The sequence below is a fragment of the Janthinobacterium rivuli genome (genome assembly GCF_029690045.1).
Classification (GTDB): Bacteria; Pseudomonadota; Gammaproteobacteria; order Burkholderiales; family Burkholderiaceae_D; genus Janthinobacterium; species Janthinobacterium rivuli.
The window spans coordinates 1,948,107-1,970,252 of record NZ_CP121464.1 but is presented as its reverse complement, the minus strand read 5'-3'; the positions used below and the strand labels follow the sequence as shown (position 1 = coordinate 1,970,252).

The window sequence follows — 22,146 nt, the reverse complement described above, 5'->3', positions numbered from 1 at the left end:
GCTTTTTTAGGAATTGATATGTACCATTACGATCAGTACGACCACCTCATCATCAAAGAACGCATCGCCCAGTACCGAGACCAGGTTGCGCGCCGTATCGCCAATGAACTGACGGAAGAGGAATTCATTCCGCTGCGCCTGCAAAACGGCCTGTACATGCAACGCCACGCCTACATGCTGCGCATCGCCGTGCCGTATGGCTTGCTGTCGTCGACGCAGATGCGCATGTTCGCGCACATCGCGCGCAAGTATGACCGCGGCTATGGCCACTTCACGACGCGCCAGAATATCCAGTTCAACTGGATCGAGCTGGAACAAACGCCCGATATCCTGACGGACCTGGCGTCCGTGGAAATGCACGCGATCCAGACGTCCGGCAACTGTATCCGTAATACAACATCGGACCCGTTCGCCGGCGTGGCGGCCGATGAAATCATCGATCCGCGCCCGTACGCGGAAGTGTTGCGCCAGTGGAGCACCTTCCACCCCGAGTTCATCGCCCTTCCCCGTAAATTCAAGGTCGCCATCAATGGCGCCGAGGAAGACCGCGCCGCCATCGCCGTGCACGACATCGGCTTGACGGCCGTGCGCAACGCCGCTGGCGAAGTGGGCTTCAAGGTGATGGCCGGCGGCGGCATGGGCCGCACGCCGATCCTGGGCAGCGTCGTGCGCGACTTCTTGCCGTGGCAACATTTGCTGACGTACATCCAGGCGATCATGCGCGTGTACAACTTGCACGGTCGCCGCGACAACAAATACAAGGCGCGCATCAAGATCCTGCTGAAAGCCATCGGCGTGGAAGAATTCACGCGCCAGGTGGAAGCGGAATGGGTCGACTTGAAAGATGGTCCGGAAACCCTGACGGCCGAAGAAATGCAGCGCGTGGCGGACTTCTTCAATCCGCCTGCTTACCTGGCCCTGCCGGAACTCGACTACAAAACGGAACACGCGGACAACAAGGCGTATGTGAACTGGCTGGCGCGCAACGTCAAGCCGCACCAGCGTCCCGGCTACGTGGCCGTGGTGCTGTCCCTGAAGAAAACGGGCGTGCCGCCCGGCGACGCGACGGCCGAGCAGATCGACTTCGTGGCCGATCTGGCCGACCGCTACAGCTTTGGCGAACTGCGCGTGACGCACGAGCAAAACCTGGTGCTGGCCGACGTGGAACAGTCGAAACTATTCACACTGTGGCAGGAAGCCAAGGCGCACGGCCTGGCCACGCCGAACATCGGTTTGCTGACGGACATGATCTGCTGCCCCGGTGGCGATTTCTGCTCGCTGGCCAACGCCAAGTCCTTGCCGATCGCGGCCGCCATCGCGGAACGTTTCGACAGCATCGACTTCCAGCACGACATCGGCGAGATCGAACTGAACATTTCCGGCTGCATCAATGCCTGCGGCCACCATCACGTGGGCAGCATCGGCATTCTCGGCGTCGACAAGGATGGCAGCGAATGGTATCAAGTGTCGATCGGCGGCGCGCAAGGCAACAACGCGGCCATCGGCAAGATCATCGGACCCTCGTTCTCTTCCCTGCAGATGCCTGAAGTCATCGGCCGCCTGCTGCACGTCTACGTGCGCGACCGCCACGAAGGCGAGCGCTTCGTCGACACGGCCCAGCGCCTGGGCGTGGCGCCGTTCAAGGAACACGTATATGCAACGCCGATCACGGTCGGCAACCTGGTGGGAGAAGACGAATATGTTTGAAGTACGCGAAGAAATCATCAAGAACGCCGCCGTGGTGCCAAATACCTGGGGCTTGCTGCGCCTCGATGAAACCGACACGCCGGAAACGGTGGTCGTGCCTGCCGGCAAGGTCATCGTGCCGCTGCCCGTATGGCAAGCCCAGCGCGAGACCCTGACCGCCCGCCTGCCCGACATCGGCGTGTGGCTGGCCAGCGACGAGCGCCCGGAAGAGTTGGCTGCCGACGTGGCGCAACTGCCCGTCATCGGCGTGGACTTCCCGAAATTCACGGATGGCCGCGGCTATTCCATCGCCTTCAACCTGCGCGCCCGCCTCGGTTTCCAGGGTGAATTGCGGGCGATTGGCGACGTGCTGCGCGACCAGCTGTTTTCCATGCACCGGGTCGGCTTTGACGCGTATGCGACGCGCCCGGATCGCAGCATCCACGACGCCCTGAAAGGATTGTCGGTCTTTTCGGAAACCTACCAGGCATCGTGGGATCAGAAGTCGCCGCTGTTCCGCCGCCACCAGCGCGAAGGCCAGAATCCTGACCTCGACAACGCGGCCGGCATCTGAGGACCCATCATGAGCGATTTGACTTCTTTGATTGACGCCACCGAGCAAACGCTGACACGTATCGCCGCGGATTTTTCGCCAGCCGTGTTCGCGTCCAGCCTGGCAGCCGAAGACATGGTGCTGACCCACATGATACTCAAGGCGAAGCTGCCCATCGGCATCTTTTCCCTGGAAACAGGCCGGCTGCACCAGGAAACCCTGGCCGTGCTCGACAAGGTCAAGACCCGTTACGACCACGACATCACCCTGTACCGCCCGCAGCCGGAAGCCGTCGCCGCCTACGTGGAACAAAATGGCCTGAACGCGTTCTACAACAGCGTCGAGATGCGCCGCGAATGCTGCCGCATCCGCAAGGTCGAGCCCCTGGGCCGCGCCTTGGCTGGCAACAAGGCCTGGGTGACGGGACAGCGCCGCGCCCAGTCCACCACGCGCGCCGAATTGCACGTGCAGGAAGACGACGCCGCGCACGCGATGACGAAATTCAATCCGCTGGCCGACTGGTCGGAAGAAGACGTATGGGCCTACATCCGCGCCAACGACGTGCCCTACAACGCATTGCATGACCAAGGCTACCCGTCGATCGGCTGCGAACCGTGTACGCGGGCCGTGCAGCCGGGCGAAGATGTGCGTGCCGGACGCTGGTGGTGGGAAAACCCGGATTCGAAGGAATGCGGCCTGCACATGGTGGACGGTAAGTTGATACGCATCAAATCCGTGGCAGCCTGAACAGACACAACAGACTCAGCAGAACAAGAAAGCACCCATATGAGCAATATTTTGAACCAGCGTCACCTCGACAGCCTTGAATCGGAAGCCATCCACATCATGCGCGAAGTGGCGGCCGAATCGGCCAACCCCGCGCTGCTGTTTTCCGGCGGCAAGGATTCCGTCGTCCTGCTGCGTTTGGCCGAGAAAGCCTTCCGCCCAGGCAAGTTTCCATTCCCCCTCGTGCATATCGACACGGGCCACAACTTCCCGGAAGTCATCACCTTCCGTGACAAGAAAGTGGCGGAACTGGGCGAACGCCTGATCGTCGGCTCCGTGGAAGACTCGATCAAGCGCGGCACCGTGCGCCTGCGCAACCCGGCCACGGATTCGCGCAATGCGGCGCAGGCCGTGACCTTACTGGAAACCATCGCCGAACACGGTTTTGACGCCTGCATCGGCGGAGCGCGCCGCGACGAAGAAAAAGCCCGCGCCAAGGAACGCATCTTCTCGTTCCGCGACGAATTCGGCGCCTGGGACCCGAAAGCCCAGCGTCCGGAACTGTGGGACCTGTATAACACCCGCGTGCATCCTGGTGAAAACATGCGCGTCTTCCCGATCTCGAACTGGACCGAACTGGACGTGTGGCAATACATCGCCCGCGAACAACTGGAATTGCCGCCGATCTACTTCGCGCACGAGCGCCAGGTGATCCCGCGCAACGGTTTATTGGTGCCGCTGACGGATCTGACGCCGCCGCGCGAAGGAGAGACCGTGGAAACGCAAGTCGTGCGCTTCCGCACGGTGGGCGATATCTCGTGCACCTGCCCCGTATCGTCCGACGCGGCGACGGTCGACGCCATCATCGCCGAGACGGCAATCACGCAAATCACGGAACGTGGCGCCACCCGCATGGATGACCAGACTTCCGAAGCCTCGATGGAAAAACGCAAGAAAGCAGGGTATTTCTAATGAACGCAGCACTCCAGAACACCACCTCCACCGACAGTTTAGAGCGCGGCATGTTGCGTTTTATTACGGCCGGTTCCGTCGATGACGGCAAGAGCACCCTGATCGGCCGTTTACTGTTCGACAGCAAGGGCATCTTCGCCGACCAGCTCGACGCCATGTCGCGCTCCAAGCACAAGCGCACGGTGGGCGACACGGTCGACCTGTCGCTGCTGACGGACGGCCTGGAAGCGGAACGCGAGCAAGGCATCACCATCGACGTGGCCTACCGTTACTTTGCCACGCCGAAACGCAAATTCATCATCGCCGATACGCCGGGCCACGAGCAATACACGCGCAACATGGTCACGGGCGCCTCCACGGCTGACGCCGTCATCATCCTGATCGACGTGTCGAAAGTTAAACTCGGCGACGACGGCAGCGTGGAATTGCTGATCCAGACCAAACGCCATTCGACGATCGCCCACTTGCTGCAGATCGAGCACGTGGTCGTCGCCGTCAACAAGATGGACCTCGTCGACTACGATGAAACGGTATACAACCGTATCGTCGCGGCCTACCGCGAATTCGCCCAGTCGCTGGGCCTGAAGGACATCACGCCAATCCCCCTTTCGGCACTCACCGGCGACAACGTCGTCGAGCGCGGCGACAAGCTGGGCTGGTACACGGGCCCGACTTTGATCGAGCTGCTTGAGTCCTTGTCCGTCTACGACGAATCGCACGACACGCCTTTCCGCTTCCCGGTGCAGCTGGTGGCGCGCCACAACGGCCACGAAGCGAACGACTTCCGCGGCTACATGGGCCGCATCGAGGCGGGCAAGGTCAGCATCGGCGACACCCTCGTGGTGCAGCCATCGGGCCAGACGGCCACCGTCAAGGATATCGTCACCCTGGACGGCTCGCTGAGCACCGCCGTGGTGGGCCAGTCCGTGACCCTGCTGCTCAATGAATACCTCGACATTTCGCGCGGCGACTTGCTGGCGAGCAGCGAGCGCCCTGCCACCCTGCTGAAAACAGTGGTGGCCGACGTGTGCTGGCTATCGGAAGATGCGCTGGACCTGCGCCGCAAGTACTGGATCAAGCACGGCACCAAGCAGACGGCGGCCAAGGTGACGGCGATCGAATCGATCCTCGACATCAATACGCAGCAGCGCCATCCAGCCGAAGGCCTCAAGCTGAACGATATCGCCCGCATCAGCCTGAACGTGCAGCAGGCGCTGGCGGCCGACGCGTATGCCGATATCCGCGCCACCGGTGCCTTCATCCTGATCGATGAAGTCACCCACCAGACGGTCGCGGCCGGCATGGTTCGCCTCTAACCCCGCATCGTCCAGGAAAGGCAGCCACATGAACAGCTCCCCATCTCTCCCCGGCAAGGTCTACCTGATCGGCGCCGGCCCCGGCGCGCAAGACCTGATGACCTTGCGCGGCGCGCGCCTGCTGGCGCAAGCGGACGTCGTGCTGCACGACGCGCTGGTCACCGAAGAGATGCTGGAGTTGTGCCCGCAAGCGCAAAAAATCCTGGTCGGCAAGCGCTGCGGCCAGTTGTCGACGGCGCAGGCGTTCATCAACAAGCAATTAGTAGACAACGCGCGCAAGCACGCCGTCGTCGTGCGACTGAAAGGGGGCGACCCCATGCTGTTCGGCCGCGCCGACGAGGAATTGCGCGCGCTGGAAGAGGCGGGCATCGAAGTGGAAGTGGTGCCCGGCATCACCACGGCCCTGGCGGCGGCAGCGGCCACGCAGCAGCCGCTGACCAAGCGGGGCGTGTCGCGCAGCGTCGCCTTCTTTACTTCCAGCACGGCGCCAGGCGAACCTGACCAGACGCGCATTCCCGACTGCGATACCCTGGTGCAATACATGGGTGGCCGCGAAGCCATCGCCACGGCGCAGCGCCTGCTGGCGCAAGGCCGCCGCGCCGATACCCCGGTGGTGGTGATTGAAAACTGCAGCCGCCCGGACCAGCACATCGTGCGCCTGCCGCTGAGCGCCCTGGCGCGTGGCCTGGGCGATACCCACGGCCCCGTGCTGGTGATGCTGGGCGACGCCATGGCCGCGCGCGCGCATCAGGCCATCGACAAAACGGCCGCTCTTCTGGCGCGCCATGCCTGATTAAACACAGCGTATTTTACCGACTTTAAAGTCAGTAACCGACGTCTTCAGAGGAAACATGATACGATGCTGACGCATCTTTTCTCGAGAAGTTGTTGCGTGATAGCAATAAATTCACGCTTCGCCCCGCCATAGCGCTTGCCATGCGGTTTCCCGGCTGACGGGAAGCACTGGCAATCTCCCCGAAAAAAGCTGCGCCCGCAGGCTGCAATACCGCGCCGCGCAACTTTAGCCTTACGATCACACATGAATTTCACCTCCGTGCGCGAAGCCCTGACTTCGCTCAGCCGCAGCAATGTCGGCGTCGCCAGCGCTGTGCTGCTCAGCATGCTCGCCTCCATCGCCCTGTGGACAGTGTTTCCGAATATCGACGACGAAAACCATTTGCTGGAGTGGCTGCAGGCGCTGTTCCTGGCCCTCGCCTGCACCGTGCACGGCGTGCGCGCCTGGCAAGAGACTGACCGCCAGTCGCTGCGCTTCCTCATGCACGCAGGCTTGTGCGCACTGCTGTTCGGCTTTCTGCTGCGCGAACTCGATATCGACCAGTTCGGCACGGCGCCCGCGTGGGCGCAACTGGAAAAAGCCCTGCGCGTGCTGGAATTGCTGATCCTGATACGCTTGCTGATCTTCTTCGCGCCGCGCGCGCGCAAGGTCTTCGCCCATGCCGGCCTGATTTTCAGCATGCGCATCACCATCCTGACGGCCATCGGCGGCTTGCTGATGGTGGCTGGCTGGCCGTTCGACAAGAAGGTCTTCCATGGCATGCCGGACGCTTACGCGCTGCTCGGCGAAGAAGTCTTCGAACTGGGCGCCTATTTGCTGCTGTTCCTCGCTTCACTGTCCGACAGCTCGGCCGCCGCCCGTATCAGCCTGGCGCCGAAGAAGAAATCGGCTTAAGCGCCTTCAAATGATGATGGCAGCGGCAGCAGCCGCTGCAAGGTGGCGGCCACGCGCAGCAGGCGCGGGTCGTCATCATCCGCCTCGTCGCAGGTATCGTTGATGCAGAAAAACGGCAAGCTGCCGAAACGCGCCGCCAGTTCCTCCAGCTGCCGCGGCGCCTGCACATCGCCGCTGGCGATATGCAGCGGGTCGAGCATGCGCGAGCGCGCAATCCCCTGATGCACCATCCAGCGCGGCACCAGGTCGGGCAGCAATGCCGGCACCTGCCACGAGCGGAACACCGTCGCGCGCACGCCGGCAAACATGGCCGGCGCCAGCCCTTCCAATGCATGCAGCGCGCTTTTCAGCATGGGGCGCGGCGCATGCGCATACAGGCGCGGTTCATGCAGGTATCCGGCGTACTGCGCCGACAGCCATTGCCGCGACAACGTGGCGCAGTTGGCTGGCGCGGCCACATCGGCGCGCAAGTCCTGCAGATCATCGTGCAGCGCGCTCTCCGTGAACACACTCAAACACCCCTCCCCTTCCTCCCCGAACCAGAACGCGGGCTCGAACGGCGCGCCGAAAAATACGTCGTCGTTCAGATACAGGAAGCGTTCGGACAGGCCCGGAATATGGTGCAGATACGATTCGATATGGCCCGAGTCGAACACCGGCAGGGATGCAGCGGGCATCAGGCTCGCATGGTCGATCACCGTCAGGCGCGGTGAGGCGCGCAGCCAGTCGGGCACTTGCCGGTCCGTCAGCAGGTAGATGTGGCCGTGGCCGGGGAAGAAGCGCTCGAGCGCGCGCAGGTTGTAGCGCAGTTCGCCGTTGTCGCGGTAGCGCCCCGCCACGTTGCCATGCAGGGCCAGCTGGCCGGGATGCGCCTGCGCCCAGGCGGCATAAGCGCGCTGCCGGCGCGTGCGCCAGGCGGGATCGGCGCCGTCCACCCACAGGTAGACGATGTCGATGCCGCTCAAGGGAGAATGCTGGAGCCTGGCGCCGCCACGCAGTAATCGGCGATGGCGGCGAGCACGCTGGCGTTCTCGCCCACCGCCTCGACCACCTTCAGGCGCAGTGCCGGATGCTGCTGGCGCAGTTCTTCCAGCAACAGCGGCAAGTCGCGCAGCACATGCCCGCCCTGCCCCAGGAACACCGGCACCACGGTGACGTCCAGGATGGCGCCGGCGGGCAGCTCGGCCAGCAGGGTCGCCACCAGTTCGGGCAGGCGCGGCGTCATCAGCTCCAGGAAGGCCAGGTGCACGCTGGTGGCAGGCATGCGCGCCTGGGTCAGGTCGCGCAGGCGCTCGAAAGGCGCGGCCCACGATGCGGCGCGCGCGCCATGGGCAAACAAGATCAGTGCCTGTTTCACGTTCGTCTCCATCAGTGCCGCTCCACCCACCACAGGGCGCCCAGCGCCAGCAGCAGGTACAGCGCGCTCGGCGCCACCGCCGTCAGGAAGGCCGGCCAGGTGCTGAGCAGTCCAAGGTGCGAGAACAGCGTGTTGACCAGCATGAAACTGACGCCGATCATGATGCCGATGAAGATCTTCAGGCTGATGCCGCCGCTGCGCGTATGCATGTAGGCGAACGGCAGCGCCAGCGCCATCAGCACGAAAATGGCCAGCGGATCGATCAGCTTTTTCCAGAAGGCGATGCGGAAGCGCTCCGTTTCCTGCTTGTTCTCGGCCAGGTGGCGCGTGTACACGGCCAGTTCGCTGGCCGACATGCGCTCCGGATCGGACGCCGACACCGTCAGGATCTTCGGCGTCACTTCCGACGTCATGTCCTTGCTGGCGCTTTGCACCGTGTGCACCAGGCTCGTTTCCTGTCCATAGTAGTTCGACAGCTTCGGCTCGAAGCCGGGCGAAGTGGCCGCGCTGTTCGAGAACGAGGTTTCCGTCACCTCGGTCAGGCGCCAGATATTATTGCCCTGATACGTCGCGCCCTTGGCCACGGTCAGGGTGCGCAAGCGCATGTCGGTGTCGAACTCATACAGCTTGACGTTTTTCAGCTGGCCGTCCGGACGCGCTTCGCCGACATTGAAGAAGCGCGAGCCAGTGACGGTGCCCGTCAGGCCCTCGCTCTTGACCATGTCCTTGGTCCACAGGCCCGAGCGAAACTCGCTCGACACGGCCGCGCCGCGCGACGTCAGCTTGAGGCGTTCGGCCAGCGGTTCCGTGCGCGGCGTGATCAACTCGCCGAAGATGAAGGTGATGACGACGAAGACGATACCGATGCGGAACAGGAAACCGGCCGCCATCGCCGTCGACATGCTCGATGCGCGCATGATGGTAAATTCGGAACTGGCGGCAAACTGCGCCATCGTATAAATGGTGCCGATCAGCGCCGCGATCGGCATCACCTCGTACACATGACCAGGCACCAGTACCAGCACATACAGGAAGGCGTACTGGATGGTATAGCCGTTGCGGCCCACCTTGGGCAGCTCGCCCGTCAGGTCGATGAAGGCTTGCAGTGCCAAAAAAGCGAGCAGCACGAACAGCACCGCCTGGAATATCGAGACCGCAAAATAGCGCTGTAAAATCTTCATTTCGATGCCGCTTTACTTGGTTTGCCGGCGCGGCGCGCGCGCTTGAAAGCCGCCAGCAGGACCAGCGGATGATAGCGGTGGTTCACATTCAGGCGCCAAGCGAACAGCGCCACCACGGCCAGCGCCGCCAGCAGGTGCAACGGCCACCAAGCCAGGCCAAAGCTCAGGCGGCCCTGCTTCACGCTCGCTTCGATGACCTTGATCAGGTTGCTGTACGTAAAGAAAATCAGCAAGGCGATAATCAGGTTGGTCGAACTGCCGGCACGCGGATTGACAAAGCCCAGCGGAATGGCCAGCAGGATCAGCATCAGGCCGATCAGGGGCGCGCTGACCCGCCACAGCAATTCGGCCATGGTGTAGGGATTCGCATTGGCGACCAGCGCCATGGTGCTCATGGCGCGCACGCCCAGTTCCGCGCCCAGCTCCTGCTGCTTGCTCTCGATGCGCATGATGTACTGTTCGAACTCCATGGTCTGGAAGTCCGCTTGCATCGGCACGCCCTGGTAGCGGCGGCCGCTCTTGAGCACCAGGAAGCGTTCGCCCTTGGCGTCGGTATTGATCACGCCTTCCTTGGCGACGACGACGACGGCGCTGCCTTTTTCATCGACGGTATTGACGAAGACGTTTTGCACAACGGTCTTTTCGCCGCTGACGCCCTCGACAAAGAAGATGCGGTTGCTGCCGGCCGATTCGCGGAACTGGCCCGGCGTGACTTTCTGCAGGTCTTCGCGCTTTTCAAAGCGCGCTACATACTCATCGCTTTTCTTTTGCGCCCACGGCGTGGCGTACAGGCTCAGGACGCCGGTAGCCAGCACCAGCGGCAGGCCGAAACTGAGCACGGGCCAGATCCAGCGCGACAGGCTCAGGCCGGAGGCGAACCACACCACCATCTCCGACTCCTTGTAGCTGCGCGTGACAACCATCAGCACCGAAATGAAACCGGTGAGGATGATGATGGTGGGCAGCTGCATCAGGGCGGAAAAAACCATCAGCGACATGACGTCGGACGACGCGATCTTGCCGCCCGCCGCCTTGCCGAGAATACCGATCAGCATCCAGGTGAGCAGGATGCTGAACAAAACTGTGAAGGTGGCCCCGGCGGCACTAGCCAATTCACGTCGAAGGGCGCGTTGAAAGATCATTCGGAGTTTATAATTCGGGTCAGTTAGTTGAGTAACACGTTACTAGTAAATGAAAACGGAGAACCAAATGGACTTTAGCATAAAAGCATTCGATACCAAGAGCACCCTCGGCACGGCCAAAAGCGGATGCATCGCGGTTGCGGTATTCGAAAACAAAAAACTGTCGCCAGCGGCAAAATCGCTGGACAGCAAGGGTGCGATTTCGGCTGCGCTGAAGTCCGGCGACATCAGCGGCAAGCCTGGCAGCACCTTGCTGCTGCGCGCAGTCGATGGCGTCGCCGCCGAACGTGTTCTGCTGGTAGGCATGGGCAGCGATGATACTGTCAGCGAAAAAAGCTTCACGACCGGCGTACAAGCTGCACTGAAGGCCTTCGGCTCGCTGGGCGCTGCGGACGCCATTATCGCATTACCGCTGGCTGAAGTGAAAGAGCGCGACGTAAATTGGGCAATCCGTTGCGTGGTGCAAGCCGCCCACGACAGCGAATACCGCTGCGACTCGCAAAAAAGCAAAAAAGATCCGGCGCCAGCCGGCGTGCGCAAGATCGTCCTGGCCGCTCCCGCAACAGCAGCGACGCGCGGCGCGCTGGCGCAAGCCATCGCCATCGCCAACGGTTCCGACCTGACGCGCAAGCTGGGCGACCTGCCGGCGAACGTCGCCAATCCGACCTACCTGGCCAACACGGCCAAGCAGCTGGCCAAGGATTACAAGTTCGAAGTCGAAGTACTGGACCGCAAACAGCTCGAAGCGCTGAAAATGGGCAGCTTCCTGTCCGTCACCAACGGCAGCGAGCAGCCGCCGAAATTCATCGTCCTGAAGCACATGGGCGGCAAGGCCAAGGATGCGCCAGTCGTCCTGGTCGGCAAGGGCATCACCTTCGACACGGGCGGCATTTCGATCAAGGCCGGTCCTGGCATGGATGAAATGAAGTACGACATGTGCGGCGCCGCCTCGGTGCTGGGCACCTTCCGCGCCATCGGCGAAATGAACCTGAAGCTGAACGTCATCGGCGTCATCGCCGCCTGCGAAAACATGCCGTCGGGCCGCGCCACCAAGCCGGGCGACATCGTCACCTCCATGAATGGCCTGACCATCGAAGTGCTGAACACGGACGCCGAAGGCCGTCTGGTGCTGTGCGACGCGCTGACCTACGCCGAACGCTTCAAGCCGGCAGCCGTGGTCGATATCGCCACACTGACGGGCGCTTGCGTGGTCGCCCTGGGCCACCACAACAGCGGCCTGTTTACGCGCAGCGATGCGGCGCATGACCAGCTGGCCAACGAATTGCTGGCAGCGGGCAAGCAGTCGAGCGACACGGCATGGCGCATGCCGATCGAAGAAGCGTACAACGAGCAGCTGAAGTCGAACTTCGCCGACCTGGCCAACATCGGCACGCCAGGCGGCGGTTCGGTGACGGCAGCGGCCTTCCTGGAAAACTTCACCAAGAAGTACACCTGGGCGCATCTGGACATCGCTGGCACGGCATGGAAATCGGGCGGCGCAAAAGGCGCGACCGGTCGTCCAGTTCCCCTGCTGACGACGTTCCTGATCAACCGCGTGTAAGATAACGCAAGAAGACAGCCGCCATGGTCACTGACCCTGGCGGCTTTTTTTCGTGTGTAGTAATCAGTAGACGACGGGATTGGGCAAAGGCGACGGCGCCACCTTGGGCTGCACCACCGTTTCCGGCACGGCGGCCGGCTGCGGCTTCGCGGCGACGGGCGCGGACGGCGGCGCCAGGCGCGCGGGGTCTTGCATGACGATGGTCAGAATCGATGGATAGTCAAAGCCGGCGCCCGTGTTACGGTCGACAAAATAGCCTACGCCCAGGGTCAGGATGACATTGCCCCAGACGCTGCCATTGAGCTTGGGGTCGATATGGTCGTCCGTCGCGATGGCGGGTGAACCGTGCTTGCGGCAATCGACCTTCAACGGTTCCTGGCTCTTGCGGATAGTGATGCGGCCGGGTGTAGTGACGAACCACTTGCCCACGTCGTTGCTGAGGATGCAGCCGGCGCCCGTCAGCTCGCGGTTGTCCTGGATGGTTTGCACCAGCACCATTTGCTCGGTGTTGCCCGTCAGGGTGGCGCAGCCGCCCAGGCCAAACAGCAGCAGCGTCCTGGCGGCAAGGGCAGCAGACGATGGCACGCGCATGGGAAGCTCGCTTAACGGACGGGAATCGGCTGGTCGCCGGGCACGGCGACGGCGGTGACGCTGTTTTTCGGACTGCCTTCGATCAGGCGGTCGGAATACACGAGGTAGACCAGCGCATTGCGCTTGCTGTCGACCATGCGCACGACGCGCACGTGCTTGAAGAAGATCGAGGCGCGCTCGGTAAACACTTCTTCCTGGCGCGGCAGCTTGCCCTTGAATTGCAGCGGCCCCACCTGGCGGCAGGCCACGGATGCATCGGCCTTGTCTTCGGCCAGACCGACGGCGCCCTTGATGCCGCCGGTCTTGGCGCGCGACAGGTAGCAGCTGACGCCAGCGACGCGCGGGTCGTCATACGCTTCGACGACGATCTTGTGGTCAGGGCCGATCAGTTTAAATACCGTATCGACCGAACCGATGGTTTCGGCATGCGCCGCGGCGCAGGCAAAGCCCAGCACCAGAGCGGCAGGCAGCAATTGACGCATGAAAGAATCCCGGGCACGCACGCAGGCGGCCATCAGTTGATGGGAGCGAAACGCTGGACCATGACGCCTTCGACTTCGATCAGTTGAAAGAACACGTCTTTCGGCCGGGTCCAGATGGAACCGTCGGCGGCGCGATAGACGATCATCGGCGTCAGATCCGCTTCCAGCGTGGCTTCGCACACCAGTTCGTAAATGCCGCCTTTATAGTGCCGATAACGCATCGCCGTCCCCTCAAGCCGTTGAATCTTCGCTCTTGTCGTCGGCCAGTGCCTTCTGCTTCTGCTTCAGGCCCTGGATTACTTTCAGTATGCCTTCCATGCCGGCCGCGCCATCGGCGCCGCTGAAGGCGTCGAGCACCTCATTGAGCACCTTGTTGCGCACGGTCGCTTCATCGGAAGACATTTCCAGCGCGCGCTGGGCTTTCGCCGCCTTCTCGGCCGCGCTCACGCGCGGCTTGGCAGCCGTCTTGCCATGCGTCAGAGCAGCCTGCCAGATAACCCAGCGGCGCTGGGTCTCGAAAATCAGGTACTCATCCGGTTTATCTTCTCTTCGCCGCACAATGTGGCCGTCACGCTGCGCCCACGCTTCAAATGCAGTTCGCATTTTCTTCCTTTGCAAATGCTACGCGCAAGTCTCACTATTAAAACTGCAACATTTCAAAATAGTACCATCTATTGATGTCGCAAAACAGTCTCATAGATATAGTACTGCAATTTATATAACAAGTCTGGCGGTGCCAGAGACGGAATTGACACTCCGTCCCCGGCACAGTGGTCATGTAATCGGAATAGCAATTACAACTAATTACAACTGCTTCCTGTTCGGTTCTTCACTTGGCTGTAACAAAGCCGTATGACACAGTTGTTACACGGTGCCATTTTAGTAGTTTTTATCGCGTTTTAGCGAGAAACTTTACACCTTTGTCGCGTTAAACGGCGGGACGCATCCTGCCGCGCCAGCCACTTATGCCAAATCAAACATAGGGGTTGATCAATGATACACAAAAACATAATATTCATGCGCCACGATTGGTTAAGTATAAATATTTTATCCCTCCTCTTTTTTCGCGGCCAGTCATTAAAGCCCATACCGGGCAAGCGGTGCAGGACGCCATCGACACGCATGCGGTAAGATTCGCGCCTATCGCCACCTATTCAAGCAAGGATTTTTCCCATGAAACTCGCCACCTGCGATTTTCATTCATGCTTCACGGTAATTTTCAGATAGTCAAAAATGTCCCACTTCCCTCTATAGAGGCACCCGACTTGTGTCACCGCAATTCATAAATAGACACAGCAGCGCAGCATTTTCGGGTAGCTAGATAGGTAGCCAGCCAGTAGAATAGGTAGCTATGGCAAAAAACACACACACCCTAACTGACATCCAACTTCGCCAATGGAAGAAGCAAGGCGCTCCAGTAGCCAAGTCTGACGGTGATGGCTTGACCTTCACGCTTTCGAACGCTGGCACTGCATCGTGGACATTGCGCTACTACCAGAACAAGAAGCGCCGAGAATTGACACTCGGCAACTACCCTGACATTACATTATCCGACGCACGCAGACTTGCCAGCGCCCACCGAGCAGCAATTGACGGAGGCGCAGACCCAGCCCAAGAAAAGGCAAGCAGGAAGCAGAAGGAATCCACACCTGAGTGGTCAATCAAGCGCCTTGCTGAAGACTATAGAGTAAAACGACTCACCCCAGCCTCCTTTGCCGCCAGCACACTCTACTACCGCAACGCTGATTTAAACAATGTCATCATTCCGAAGCTTGGCTCACGCCCAGTACCCGATGTTACCGGACAGGAAATTGTACAAATGCTTCGCGACGCGGACAATACATGGACTATCTCCAAACGCGTACTCACCACCGCATCAAAGCTGTTCGATCACGCAGCAGGACTACACATCATAGCAATAAACCCCTGCGCCGGGGTCAGCCTTACCTCTCTGCTTGGCCCTCGCCCTCCCATCAAGAAACGCGTGATGCTGTCCGAAGACGACCTACGCACCCTCCTTGCCACGATAGACACACTCGGCACAGAAAACGGATTAGCCCTACGCATCTTGCTTGCCACATGCGTCAGGACGAACGAGCTTGTCACAGCCCAATGGAAGAACATCGACCTTGAAAATGGAAGCTGGTTCGTCCCCAACGAACTAACCAAGACTCGCACAGGCTTTCTCGTCCCACTGACTCCGCCAGTTGTAGCATGGTTCCGTCGACTACATGAATTGGCTGGCAACTCTCCTTACGTCCTACCTGCACGCGTCACACGCAAGCTAGGTCAGCCCATCACCACGCGCACCCTCTGGGCAGCTATCACACGCGCATTCGATACGGGACGACTGAAGATTACTAAATTCACCCCACATGACACCCGATCTACAGCCAAGGGCCACATGCGAAACCTGGGCATTTCGGAATTCGATACAGAACGAGCGCTAAGCCACGCTATCGGTGGTGTATCCGGCATTTACGATGTCCGCGAGGAAATCCCAGAGAAGCGCCTTGCCCTGCAAAAGTGGGCTGATTTTCTCCTAACCTTGACCCCAACTATATAGAAGGCAACTATATAGATGTAGGTGGTCACGAAAAACTCCATGACCTGCTTACGCAGGAAGTAGGAAATTCACGAAGAGCGAAAATCATGTCATCATCCTCGCTACCGAAGCCCGACACTAACTTAAACACCGAAGTCACAGACTAGCTACTGAACAGCCACACACAGCGCACTTGGACTAGAAAGGAAACAGCGCGCATACGCCCGATTACGATTGGTCGAAGCCCACCTCGACAAGACCGGAAGGCTGCCAAACAATGGACAGAGATAGAAATTCTCATCCATTGCTAAGCAGAAGCACATCAAACTGGATTTTTAATCAAATCAAACATCCTGCTTTTTAGTATGCCACAGGCCAACAAAATCAAAAATTACGACTTGACATACAGAAGATAGTGTGATCAGCTATTGACATATGTTGTCGAATATGCTATACTACGCAGTAGCTGAGACAGTAGTGCCAGCTACATGCATCGCCCCCCCTCCCGCAGTTAATCCCACAAATATCTTATCACTTGCCTTTTTCACTTAGGAGCACTACCTATGGCCTTTCGCATTTCATTCGGTGGCAAACACCAACCAGATACTTACTATTCAGAAGTATTAGCGTACATCTTCAAGCTACGACCAGTATCCACTCTTCGCAGCCTGTCAGAAGCACTAAACGAGGCAGGCTTCACGACGCCGACAGGTCTTCCATGGAATAAGCCACGCCTTGCCAACTTCATTCGAGTGGAAAAATTTTTCAAGGAAGTCAAGCATGTCAATGCAACTTGAACGTCGCTACATGTATCTCAAACCCACTATTTGGGCGAGATTATATTATTTAGCAAAAGAAAAAAACACTAACATTTCAACAATCATCAATATGAGCCTTGCCGCTTTGGAGACAATTAAGTATGCAGAAAAACGAACTATCACCCACTAATAAAGCAACGCTTATAGAGTACTCGAAATCATTGAAAGAGCGCGGTTTTTGCAAAATTGATAACTCATCGAGCAATACCACACAATTATATAACTGCTTTAATGGCACCACACTCCCACTGTCGTATATTAATAATGACATGACGGATTGGCTTCGCAGTAATGATAAAGTGTGTGATGAGCGAAACTTACCATACATTATCTCAACATTACCACATGTCATAGGAACTAAGTTCGTACCAAAAGGTTTGCCCATCTACAAAGAACCAAAAACAGGATGCAATTTCGTAAATACATATAAATCTTACGAACCTTCCATCGATAGCAAACAAGTATCTCCCTTATTCCTTGAATATCTAATTCGCCTAATCCCGGACGATGCCGAACGGCATATATTTGTGCAATGGATCGCCCACACATTCCAACAACCAAACGAACGGCCAAGCTGGCATATCCTTCTAATTTCAGACGTCGGAACAGGGAAAGGTTTCTTAATAGAATCAATTCTTCACCCTCTGCTACATCACACAAGCGTAGTAAATAGTTTTCAGAAAGTTTTAGGACAATTTTCTACTATACTCGAAGATAATCTCTTAGTTCTTTTAGACGATCCAGCTGCTGGCAGTGACGACACGCAGACCAAGCTGAAATCAATGCTATCTGAAGAGAGGGCCTACACTGAACGGAAAGGCTTACAAGGTGGCATGACAAACACCTATACACGATTTATTCTCGCAAGTAACGATAGTCGACCTTTACGCCTTGATGCGAATGAAAGACGATGGTGGAGTCCTGCACCTCTGGTACATCGATTCAATAAAGAAGAAACTCAGTCTTTCATTAAAGAACTTGCAGATTGGCTGGCGCTGGATGGCTCACTTGATAAGGTTTACAATTGGTTTATGGATTATTCGCTCGACGGATTCAATCCTAAGTATATAGCTCAAAGTGAAAATTTGCTGCAGATGATTGGACTATCAGAAAATATATATACAAAATTCCTAAAGGAATGGACGATAGACAATAAAGTCTTTACCACAAAGGATGTAAACAATGCCTTTGACTCGGAGGCGCTGGGGAAACCAAATCCTCACCAACTACCTCACCTATTACGTGAACTTGGTTTTGAGAATAAAAAAGTGCGTTTTGATACTGGCCCGAAAAGCGTTTACTACCAAATTGGCATGGAACTGTACGAAGTAAAGCAGCGTTATTCCGACCATGTTACGGCTACGTTCTGACTATGTTCCGACCATAAGTACTGAAATAATCATTAAAAATCAATGACTTACATTAAAGTTCTGCCCGTTCCGATCAAGCATGAGCTTATTACTTAATACGAAGTGCATCGCTTCTTGCAGTGAAGTACTCCAACAACTTTTACAATGGAAATTATGAATTACGACTCTAAAGCAGAATCTATAGCAGCAAAATTCTTCGAACCTCTCGGCTACCGTCGGCCAGGAAACTATGAATTCATTAATGCAGAGCTACACGACCAATCAGGCCAGCCCTTCAAGGCTAAGATTGACTTCATACCGTATGATCCATTAGATTGCATGGTTGAATTTAAAACATCCGGCTTAAACTCCCATAAAACAAAGTTTCAGGCAGATAAGGCACTACACGATGCAAAAAACAACCCCTACCGCACCCGTGGTCAAACAGTTCCATGGCTTGAACAACTGCATTCATGGAATAACAGCGCATACAAACACAGTGAACAACAGCGAAAATTGCCACCACTATCTCAAATCATTGTTTTTTCAGTGTGGCCCACTTATGAGAATATTAAACTGTACAATAAATTAGGTATTCTTTGGTGTCACCAATCTGGATTTACAAAGCTAAATAGCTATTGTCGAGCCACTCGAAATGGACTGCCAATAAACTACATAGCACGTACGCCAGATGGCCAGGAAGTTACCTATCCCCTTCATTTAATCAAGGAATGGCAAGCGACCCATTCCGAGTGGAGCCATAAGACAGCACCTAGGAAGGAATGGGAAGCTGCCGGGTTTCAATCTGCAAAACAAAGAAAGAAGAAGAAGAAGAAGACGTCACAATTGAATCAGATGGGAAATTGAAAAAGTTAATTCCACAATAGGAACATTTTTCATATCAATCAAGGGATTTCAAAACTTTGTACTTTAAGCCAGTATTACTAGCCTTAATTACCTTGAAGCGAGAACCCTTATAGCCTATCTCATCCCCGTCCTTCAAGTCATAGCGAAGCTCCTGCGAAAATGCTGGTCTTGCCATGTCATCATAAAATTCACGATACAATACTGAAATTGATCCATTGGAGACCCCTGAATAAACTAATTCCTTTCTAAATGAATCCACACTTCTTTTCAGACATTTTTCAGATGTCGTTATTGATGCCAGTCCTATCTTAATAGGATCACCAAAATTACTTGCCTTAGCATAAACATTCCCACTCGGCAAATCCAGATAAATATGTAGAGCCTGCTTAAAGAATCCCTCACTTGGTGACGCATCTTTTTCGTACTTGAAAGTATACTCGCTTGGATTATATTTCGTCTGTTTCTCACTCAGAACTGTAGAGTTAGGCTGAACAACAACATCAAATTTAGCTCCCAATGCAGATCCAGAAAATTTTATTTCTTTATCAAAAGCGAACTTCTTACTTTCAACCCCATTCATTATAGAGATATTATAAGTATAAATAATACTTTGACCTATCTCAACCTCCACCTCACTATCCTTTAATGGCATTTGCAAGGTTTTCGTTGCCATTGTGGAGCCATATATGCTACCGCACGCCTTAAGTCCAGCAACATCAATCTCACCATCCGCGTGCGCAACAGGTAAGAGAAACTGTACGGAAAGGACGGCTAACGCTGTGACAATATTTGAAGATGAACTAATTTTCCTCACAATTACCTTTCATTTAATTTTTCAAATAAATAACAATACTATCGACTGCTAAATCAATAACTACAATATAGGCATGGTCGAATTATTCTCGGCAAGCGCCAGCAATATATGGAAAAGTTCTGATTATGCGAAGCCACATGCAACTACTTCAAGGGATTTGAAAATCAACTACGCTGCACAGTGAACCTTTTAAGTGCTACAGACACTCGATGGCATTACTTTCATGCCTAATCGTAACATAGCTACTTAAACTCTGTAGACCCAAAGTCATCAAAACTGCACGATCTAGTTGTGCAAAAACCCTCCTTACCTTCGCCCAACCCGCAGCCAGCCAGAGTACGTTTTGGAATGGTGCTTCGCCGTGCACGAGAAGAAAGGAAGCTTTCACAGGAAGCGCTAGCAGAGTATGCAGGGCTACATCGCACTTACATCGGCCAAGTTGAACGTGGCGAGCGAAACATTTCGGTTGACAACATGGAGCGCCTATCAGAGGCAGTTGGCATGGAACTCTGGGAAATGTTGCGCAAGTAGCCCCAATATCTATCAAATGGGCAGGGTTCAGAGAGTGACAGCCAGCGCCACTGAAAAGTCTATCAATTCGCTTGTTCACTCTAGAGTCCAGTGATATTATCACTACTTCTAGAATCTAAAGTTGGATTGCACTGACATGACTACGTACGGATACGCAAGAACATCGACTGTTGAACAGGTAGCCGGATTGGCCGATCAGGTTGTACAACTGCTGGCCGCAGGTTGTACCAATCAAACGATCTACCAAGAGAAGATCAGCAGCGTAAAGATGACTGACCGTGTTGAGTTCGCCAAGGTACTTGCAAAGCTCAAGAAGAACGATGTACTAGTATTCACTAGTCTTTCACGTATAGCACGCTCGATGATTCACATGATTGAGATCGAAGCTGCTGTGACGGCAGCTGGCGCCTCCATCCAAATCCTGGATATGGGTATAGACACAAGTACACCACAAGGACGACTCACCTTCAACCTGTTCGGCAGCATCGCTCAGTTTGAGCGTGAGAACATGCTAGAGCGCCAGAAGGTAGGAATAGCTGCAGCTAAGGAAGCCGGCAAGTACTTAGGTCGCGCACCGACAGCACAAGCTAAGTCCACAAAAGTATTGGCGCTGCACAGTAAGGGATTGACGAAGCAAGAAATTGCAGATGCTTGTTCAATCGGTATCGCAAGTGTCTATCGTATCCTCAAGGCTGCAGCCTAGGCCTGATAGGAGCTGCAAACACAAACTACTGATGCATGTAGACGGTGGCAACAGCTCTTTGCACCTCATAGGAACGCCCCCAGTGACCTCGCCAAAGGGGCAACCTCGCGGTTTCATCATTCGAATCGTCTATTTCTTAGCTGCTTTCCTCACCTTCCGCTTCACTACAGTTTTTGAGGCTGCTTTAATGCTTTCCTCTGAGTCAAGTTCACGGTGATATCTCTTCTCATCCCAGCTATGACGAAGGATTTCATCAGCAAGGACATCTCTCGATACGCTTTCAAGACTTGGATAAATAAACGATTCAGTAATGCCAAACTGGCGCAATTCCTTGCGTATTACACGTGCATGCTCATAAGGGATCAGTATTTTGGTAAGGAGCGGCCTAATTACGGTGAAATGGTCGAGGCCACGGACATCTCTCCCATGAATTGTGAACAGGCCCGATTGCGCTCGTATTCGTGGAGAAATTTGAGGCGCAGAAATACATATCGGGAAATTTGTATCGTAGTCGGTAGGACGCAAGCTCATCGGAGCGCTGTAGGGGCGCCAGTAATCGAAGTCGCTCGCGACATCAACTACCTCGTCTATTTCATCTCCGTGTATGGTTTGATTCACCTTATTCGGATTCATAGCTATGACTGCCACGGAATTTTCATCCAACTCATTCAAGCTTCCCGTTTCTTTTGGCAAATCTTCCAAATCGGGTGCCTTAAGGGACGGCACAGAGGTCACGGCAAAATAAAGTGCCACAAGCGCATTGGTGGTCCAATCTAAAAGCCGAGTAGGGACGCCGTGATGCTGCATCAAGAAAAGCCATTCAAAGTCATTTTTAGGAGCGTAATCCAAGAAAGGCAATGCTTTGCGCTTAAAATCTGCCAACATACGCTCTGGATTAATGCCGGTGAGGCTGTAACCACTCGCCATCAAATATTCAGTGCCTCTCAACTTTTCGAAATACTGATTCATATACGGCACGATGTCTCTCAATACACTTGGCACAAGAAGATGGGTTGCCGACGAATGCCCTCTGAACCATGCACTGTCCTCTTCCGCAGCATTTAGCTTCGACACTTCCGTAACGTACTCACCAAGGGAAGTAACTTTAATCAGTTTAATATCATCCAACGTAATTCACTCCTAGAAGGTTTCTACTCAAGACCAGTGAGGCAGAATTCCGTTCCGCGAGGCCAAAATCTAAGCTTATTCAAACGCTAGCATCTGGCAAGTCAAGGTGCTTGCGGTCCAATGTCAAAGTAACT

24 protein-coding genes are annotated in these 22,146 nt (G+C 55.9%); 14 read left to right on the top strand and 10 right to left on the bottom strand.

What is annotated here, in order from left to right; genetic code table 11:
- Positions 1-18 precede the first annotated feature (18 nt).
- The 7 genes from P9875_RS08945 to P9875_RS08915 all read left to right on the top strand — a co-directional run bounded on the left by P9875_RS08945 (position 19) and on the right by P9875_RS08915 (position 6,943).
- On the top strand, positions 19-1,707 hold the full coding sequence (locus P9875_RS08945) for a nitrite/sulfite reductase (protein ID WP_219312946.1): 1,689 nt from the start codon (positions 19-21) through the stop codon (positions 1,705-1,707).
- Positions 1,700-2,260 (top strand): DUF934 domain-containing protein, encoded by a 561-nt coding sequence (locus P9875_RS08940; protein WP_225243245.1) that lies wholly within the window; start codon positions 1,700-1,702, stop codon positions 2,258-2,260. Before P9875_RS08945 ends, P9875_RS08940 begins: the two co-directional genes overlap by 8 nt.
- Before the next feature lie 9 nt (positions 2,261-2,269).
- Positions 2,270-2,986 carry a phosphoadenylyl-sulfate reductase gene (locus tag P9875_RS08935; RefSeq protein WP_278318164.1) on the top strand — a complete coding sequence of 239 codons (717 nt, stop codon included), beginning with the start codon at positions 2,270-2,272 and terminating at the stop codon, positions 2,984-2,986.
- A gap of 39 nt (positions 2,987-3,025) precedes the next feature.
- On the top strand, positions 3,026-3,937 hold the full coding sequence (cysD, locus tag P9875_RS08930; protein WP_034782216.1) for a sulfate adenylyltransferase subunit CysD: 912 nt from the start codon (positions 3,026-3,028) through the stop codon (positions 3,935-3,937).
- Positions 3,937-5,253 (top strand): sulfate adenylyltransferase subunit 1, encoded by a 1,317-nt coding sequence (locus P9875_RS08925; protein WP_099401052.1) that lies wholly within the window; start codon positions 3,937-3,939, stop codon positions 5,251-5,253. The genes cysD and P9875_RS08925 overlap by 1 nt, the downstream gene beginning before the upstream one ends.
- Before the next feature lie 28 nt (positions 5,254-5,281).
- A complete protein-coding gene (gene cobA, locus P9875_RS08920; RefSeq protein ID WP_278318163.1) occupies positions 5,282-6,046 on the top strand; it encodes a uroporphyrinogen-III C-methyltransferase in 765 nt (254 codons plus the stop codon).
- A gap of 246 nt (positions 6,047-6,292) precedes the next feature.
- Positions 6,293-6,943 (top strand): hypothetical protein, encoded by a 651-nt coding sequence (locus P9875_RS08915; protein ID WP_278318162.1) that lies wholly within the window; start codon positions 6,293-6,295, stop codon positions 6,941-6,943.
- Here P9875_RS08915 and P9875_RS08910 read toward each other — a convergent pair.
- From P9875_RS08910 to lptF, 4 genes are read right to left on the bottom strand one after another with little or no spacing between them, the layout of a single operon-like run.
- Positions 6,940-7,908 carry a stealth family protein gene (locus P9875_RS08910; RefSeq protein ID WP_278318161.1) on the bottom strand — a complete coding sequence of 323 codons (969 nt, stop codon included), beginning with the start codon at positions 7,906-7,908 and terminating at the stop codon, positions 6,940-6,942. The two genes, P9875_RS08915 and P9875_RS08910, sit on opposite strands and share 4 nt — an antisense overlap.
- Positions 7,905-8,312, bottom strand: coding sequence for a sirohydrochlorin chelatase (locus P9875_RS08905; protein WP_099401049.1), 408 nt, complete (start codon positions 8,310-8,312; stop codon positions 7,905-7,907). The genes P9875_RS08910 and P9875_RS08905 overlap by 4 nt, the downstream gene beginning before the upstream one ends.
- Complete coding sequence (gene lptG, locus P9875_RS08900) at positions 8,312-9,481, bottom strand: LPS export ABC transporter permease LptG (RefSeq protein WP_035825911.1); 1,170 nt, start codon at positions 9,479-9,481, stop codon at positions 8,312-8,314. The genes P9875_RS08905 and lptG overlap by 1 nt, the downstream gene beginning before the upstream one ends.
- Entirely contained in the window at positions 9,478-10,623 is a 1,146-nt protein-coding gene (gene lptF / locus P9875_RS08895; protein WP_278318160.1) for an LPS export ABC transporter permease LptF, read from the bottom strand. Before lptF ends, lptG begins: the two co-directional genes overlap by 4 nt.
- Positions 10,624-10,690: 67 nt before the next feature.
- Between lptF and P9875_RS08890 the strand changes: the two genes are divergently transcribed.
- Positions 10,691-12,184 carry a leucyl aminopeptidase gene (locus P9875_RS08890; protein ID WP_219312960.1) on the top strand — a complete coding sequence of 498 codons (1,494 nt, stop codon included), beginning with the start codon at positions 10,691-10,693 and terminating at the stop codon, positions 12,182-12,184.
- Positions 12,185-12,247: 63 nt separating this feature from the next.
- Here P9875_RS08890 and P9875_RS08885 read toward each other — a convergent pair whose 3' ends face one another.
- The 4 genes from P9875_RS08885 to P9875_RS08870 are packed head-to-tail and all read right to left on the bottom strand — an operon-like array spanning position 12,248 to position 13,860.
- Entirely contained in the window at positions 12,248-12,775 is a 528-nt protein-coding gene (locus P9875_RS08885) for a hypothetical protein (RefSeq protein ID WP_278318159.1), read from the bottom strand.
- Between the two features lie 11 nt (positions 12,776-12,786).
- Positions 12,787-13,257, bottom strand: coding sequence for a CreA family protein (locus tag P9875_RS08880; protein ID WP_176390383.1), 471 nt, complete (start codon positions 13,255-13,257; stop codon positions 12,787-12,789).
- Positions 13,258-13,289: 32 nt separating this feature from the next.
- Positions 13,290-13,478 carry a DUF1653 domain-containing protein gene (locus P9875_RS08875; protein WP_034782199.1) on the bottom strand — a complete coding sequence of 63 codons (189 nt, stop codon included), beginning with the start codon at positions 13,476-13,478 and terminating at the stop codon, positions 13,290-13,292.
- Between the two features lie 10 nt (positions 13,479-13,488).
- Positions 13,489-13,860, bottom strand: coding sequence for a hypothetical protein (locus P9875_RS08870; RefSeq protein WP_034751548.1), 372 nt, complete (start codon positions 13,858-13,860; stop codon positions 13,489-13,491).
- Between the two features lie 748 nt (positions 13,861-14,608).
- Between P9875_RS08870 and P9875_RS08865 the strand changes: the two genes are divergently transcribed.
- The 4 genes from P9875_RS08865 (at position 14,609) to P9875_RS08850 (ending at position 18,836) form a co-directional block, all read left to right on the top strand.
- A complete protein-coding gene (locus P9875_RS08865; protein WP_278318157.1) occupies positions 14,609-15,823 on the top strand; it encodes a tyrosine-type recombinase/integrase in 1,215 nt (404 codons plus the stop codon).
- Between the two features lie 542 nt (positions 15,824-16,365).
- Complete coding sequence (locus P9875_RS08860; protein ID WP_278318156.1) at positions 16,366-16,599, top strand: hypothetical protein; 234 nt, start codon at positions 16,366-16,368, stop codon at positions 16,597-16,599.
- A gap of 122 nt (positions 16,600-16,721) precedes the next feature.
- Positions 16,722-17,990 (top strand): primase-helicase family protein, encoded by a 1,269-nt coding sequence (locus P9875_RS08855; protein WP_278318155.1) that lies wholly within the window; start codon positions 16,722-16,724, stop codon positions 17,988-17,990.
- Between the two features lie 153 nt (positions 17,991-18,143).
- Positions 18,144-18,836, top strand: coding sequence for a hypothetical protein (locus P9875_RS08850; protein ID WP_278318154.1), 693 nt, complete (start codon positions 18,144-18,146; stop codon positions 18,834-18,836).
- A gap of 34 nt (positions 18,837-18,870) precedes the next feature.
- On the opposite strand, the gene P9875_RS08845 is transcribed toward P9875_RS08850, so the two are convergent.
- The gene (locus tag P9875_RS08845) at positions 18,871-19,509 is read right to left on the bottom strand and encodes a hypothetical protein (protein ID WP_278318153.1); all 639 of its coding nucleotides are present in this window, start codon (positions 19,507-19,509) and stop codon (positions 18,871-18,873) included.
- A gap of 489 nt (positions 19,510-19,998) precedes the next feature.
- Here P9875_RS08845 and P9875_RS08840 point away from each other — a divergent pair, with 489 nt between their 5' ends.
- Together P9875_RS08840 and P9875_RS08835 are read left to right on the top strand one after the other, a co-directional pair.
- A complete protein-coding gene (locus P9875_RS08840; RefSeq protein ID WP_278318805.1) occupies positions 19,999-20,181 on the top strand; it encodes a helix-turn-helix domain-containing protein in 183 nt (60 codons plus the stop codon).
- 136 nt (positions 20,182-20,317) lie between these two features.
- Positions 20,318-20,884 carry a recombinase family protein gene (locus P9875_RS08835; RefSeq protein WP_278318152.1) on the top strand — a complete coding sequence of 189 codons (567 nt, stop codon included), beginning with the start codon at positions 20,318-20,320 and terminating at the stop codon, positions 20,882-20,884.
- Positions 20,885-21,013: 129 nt separating this feature from the next.
- Here the strand turns inward: P9875_RS08835 and P9875_RS08830 are convergent, their stop codons facing one another.
- Positions 21,014-22,012, bottom strand: a complete 999-nt coding sequence (locus P9875_RS08830; protein WP_278318151.1) for an FRG domain-containing protein — start codon at positions 22,010-22,012, stop codon at positions 21,014-21,016.
- Positions 22,013-22,146: the final 134 nt, after the last annotated feature.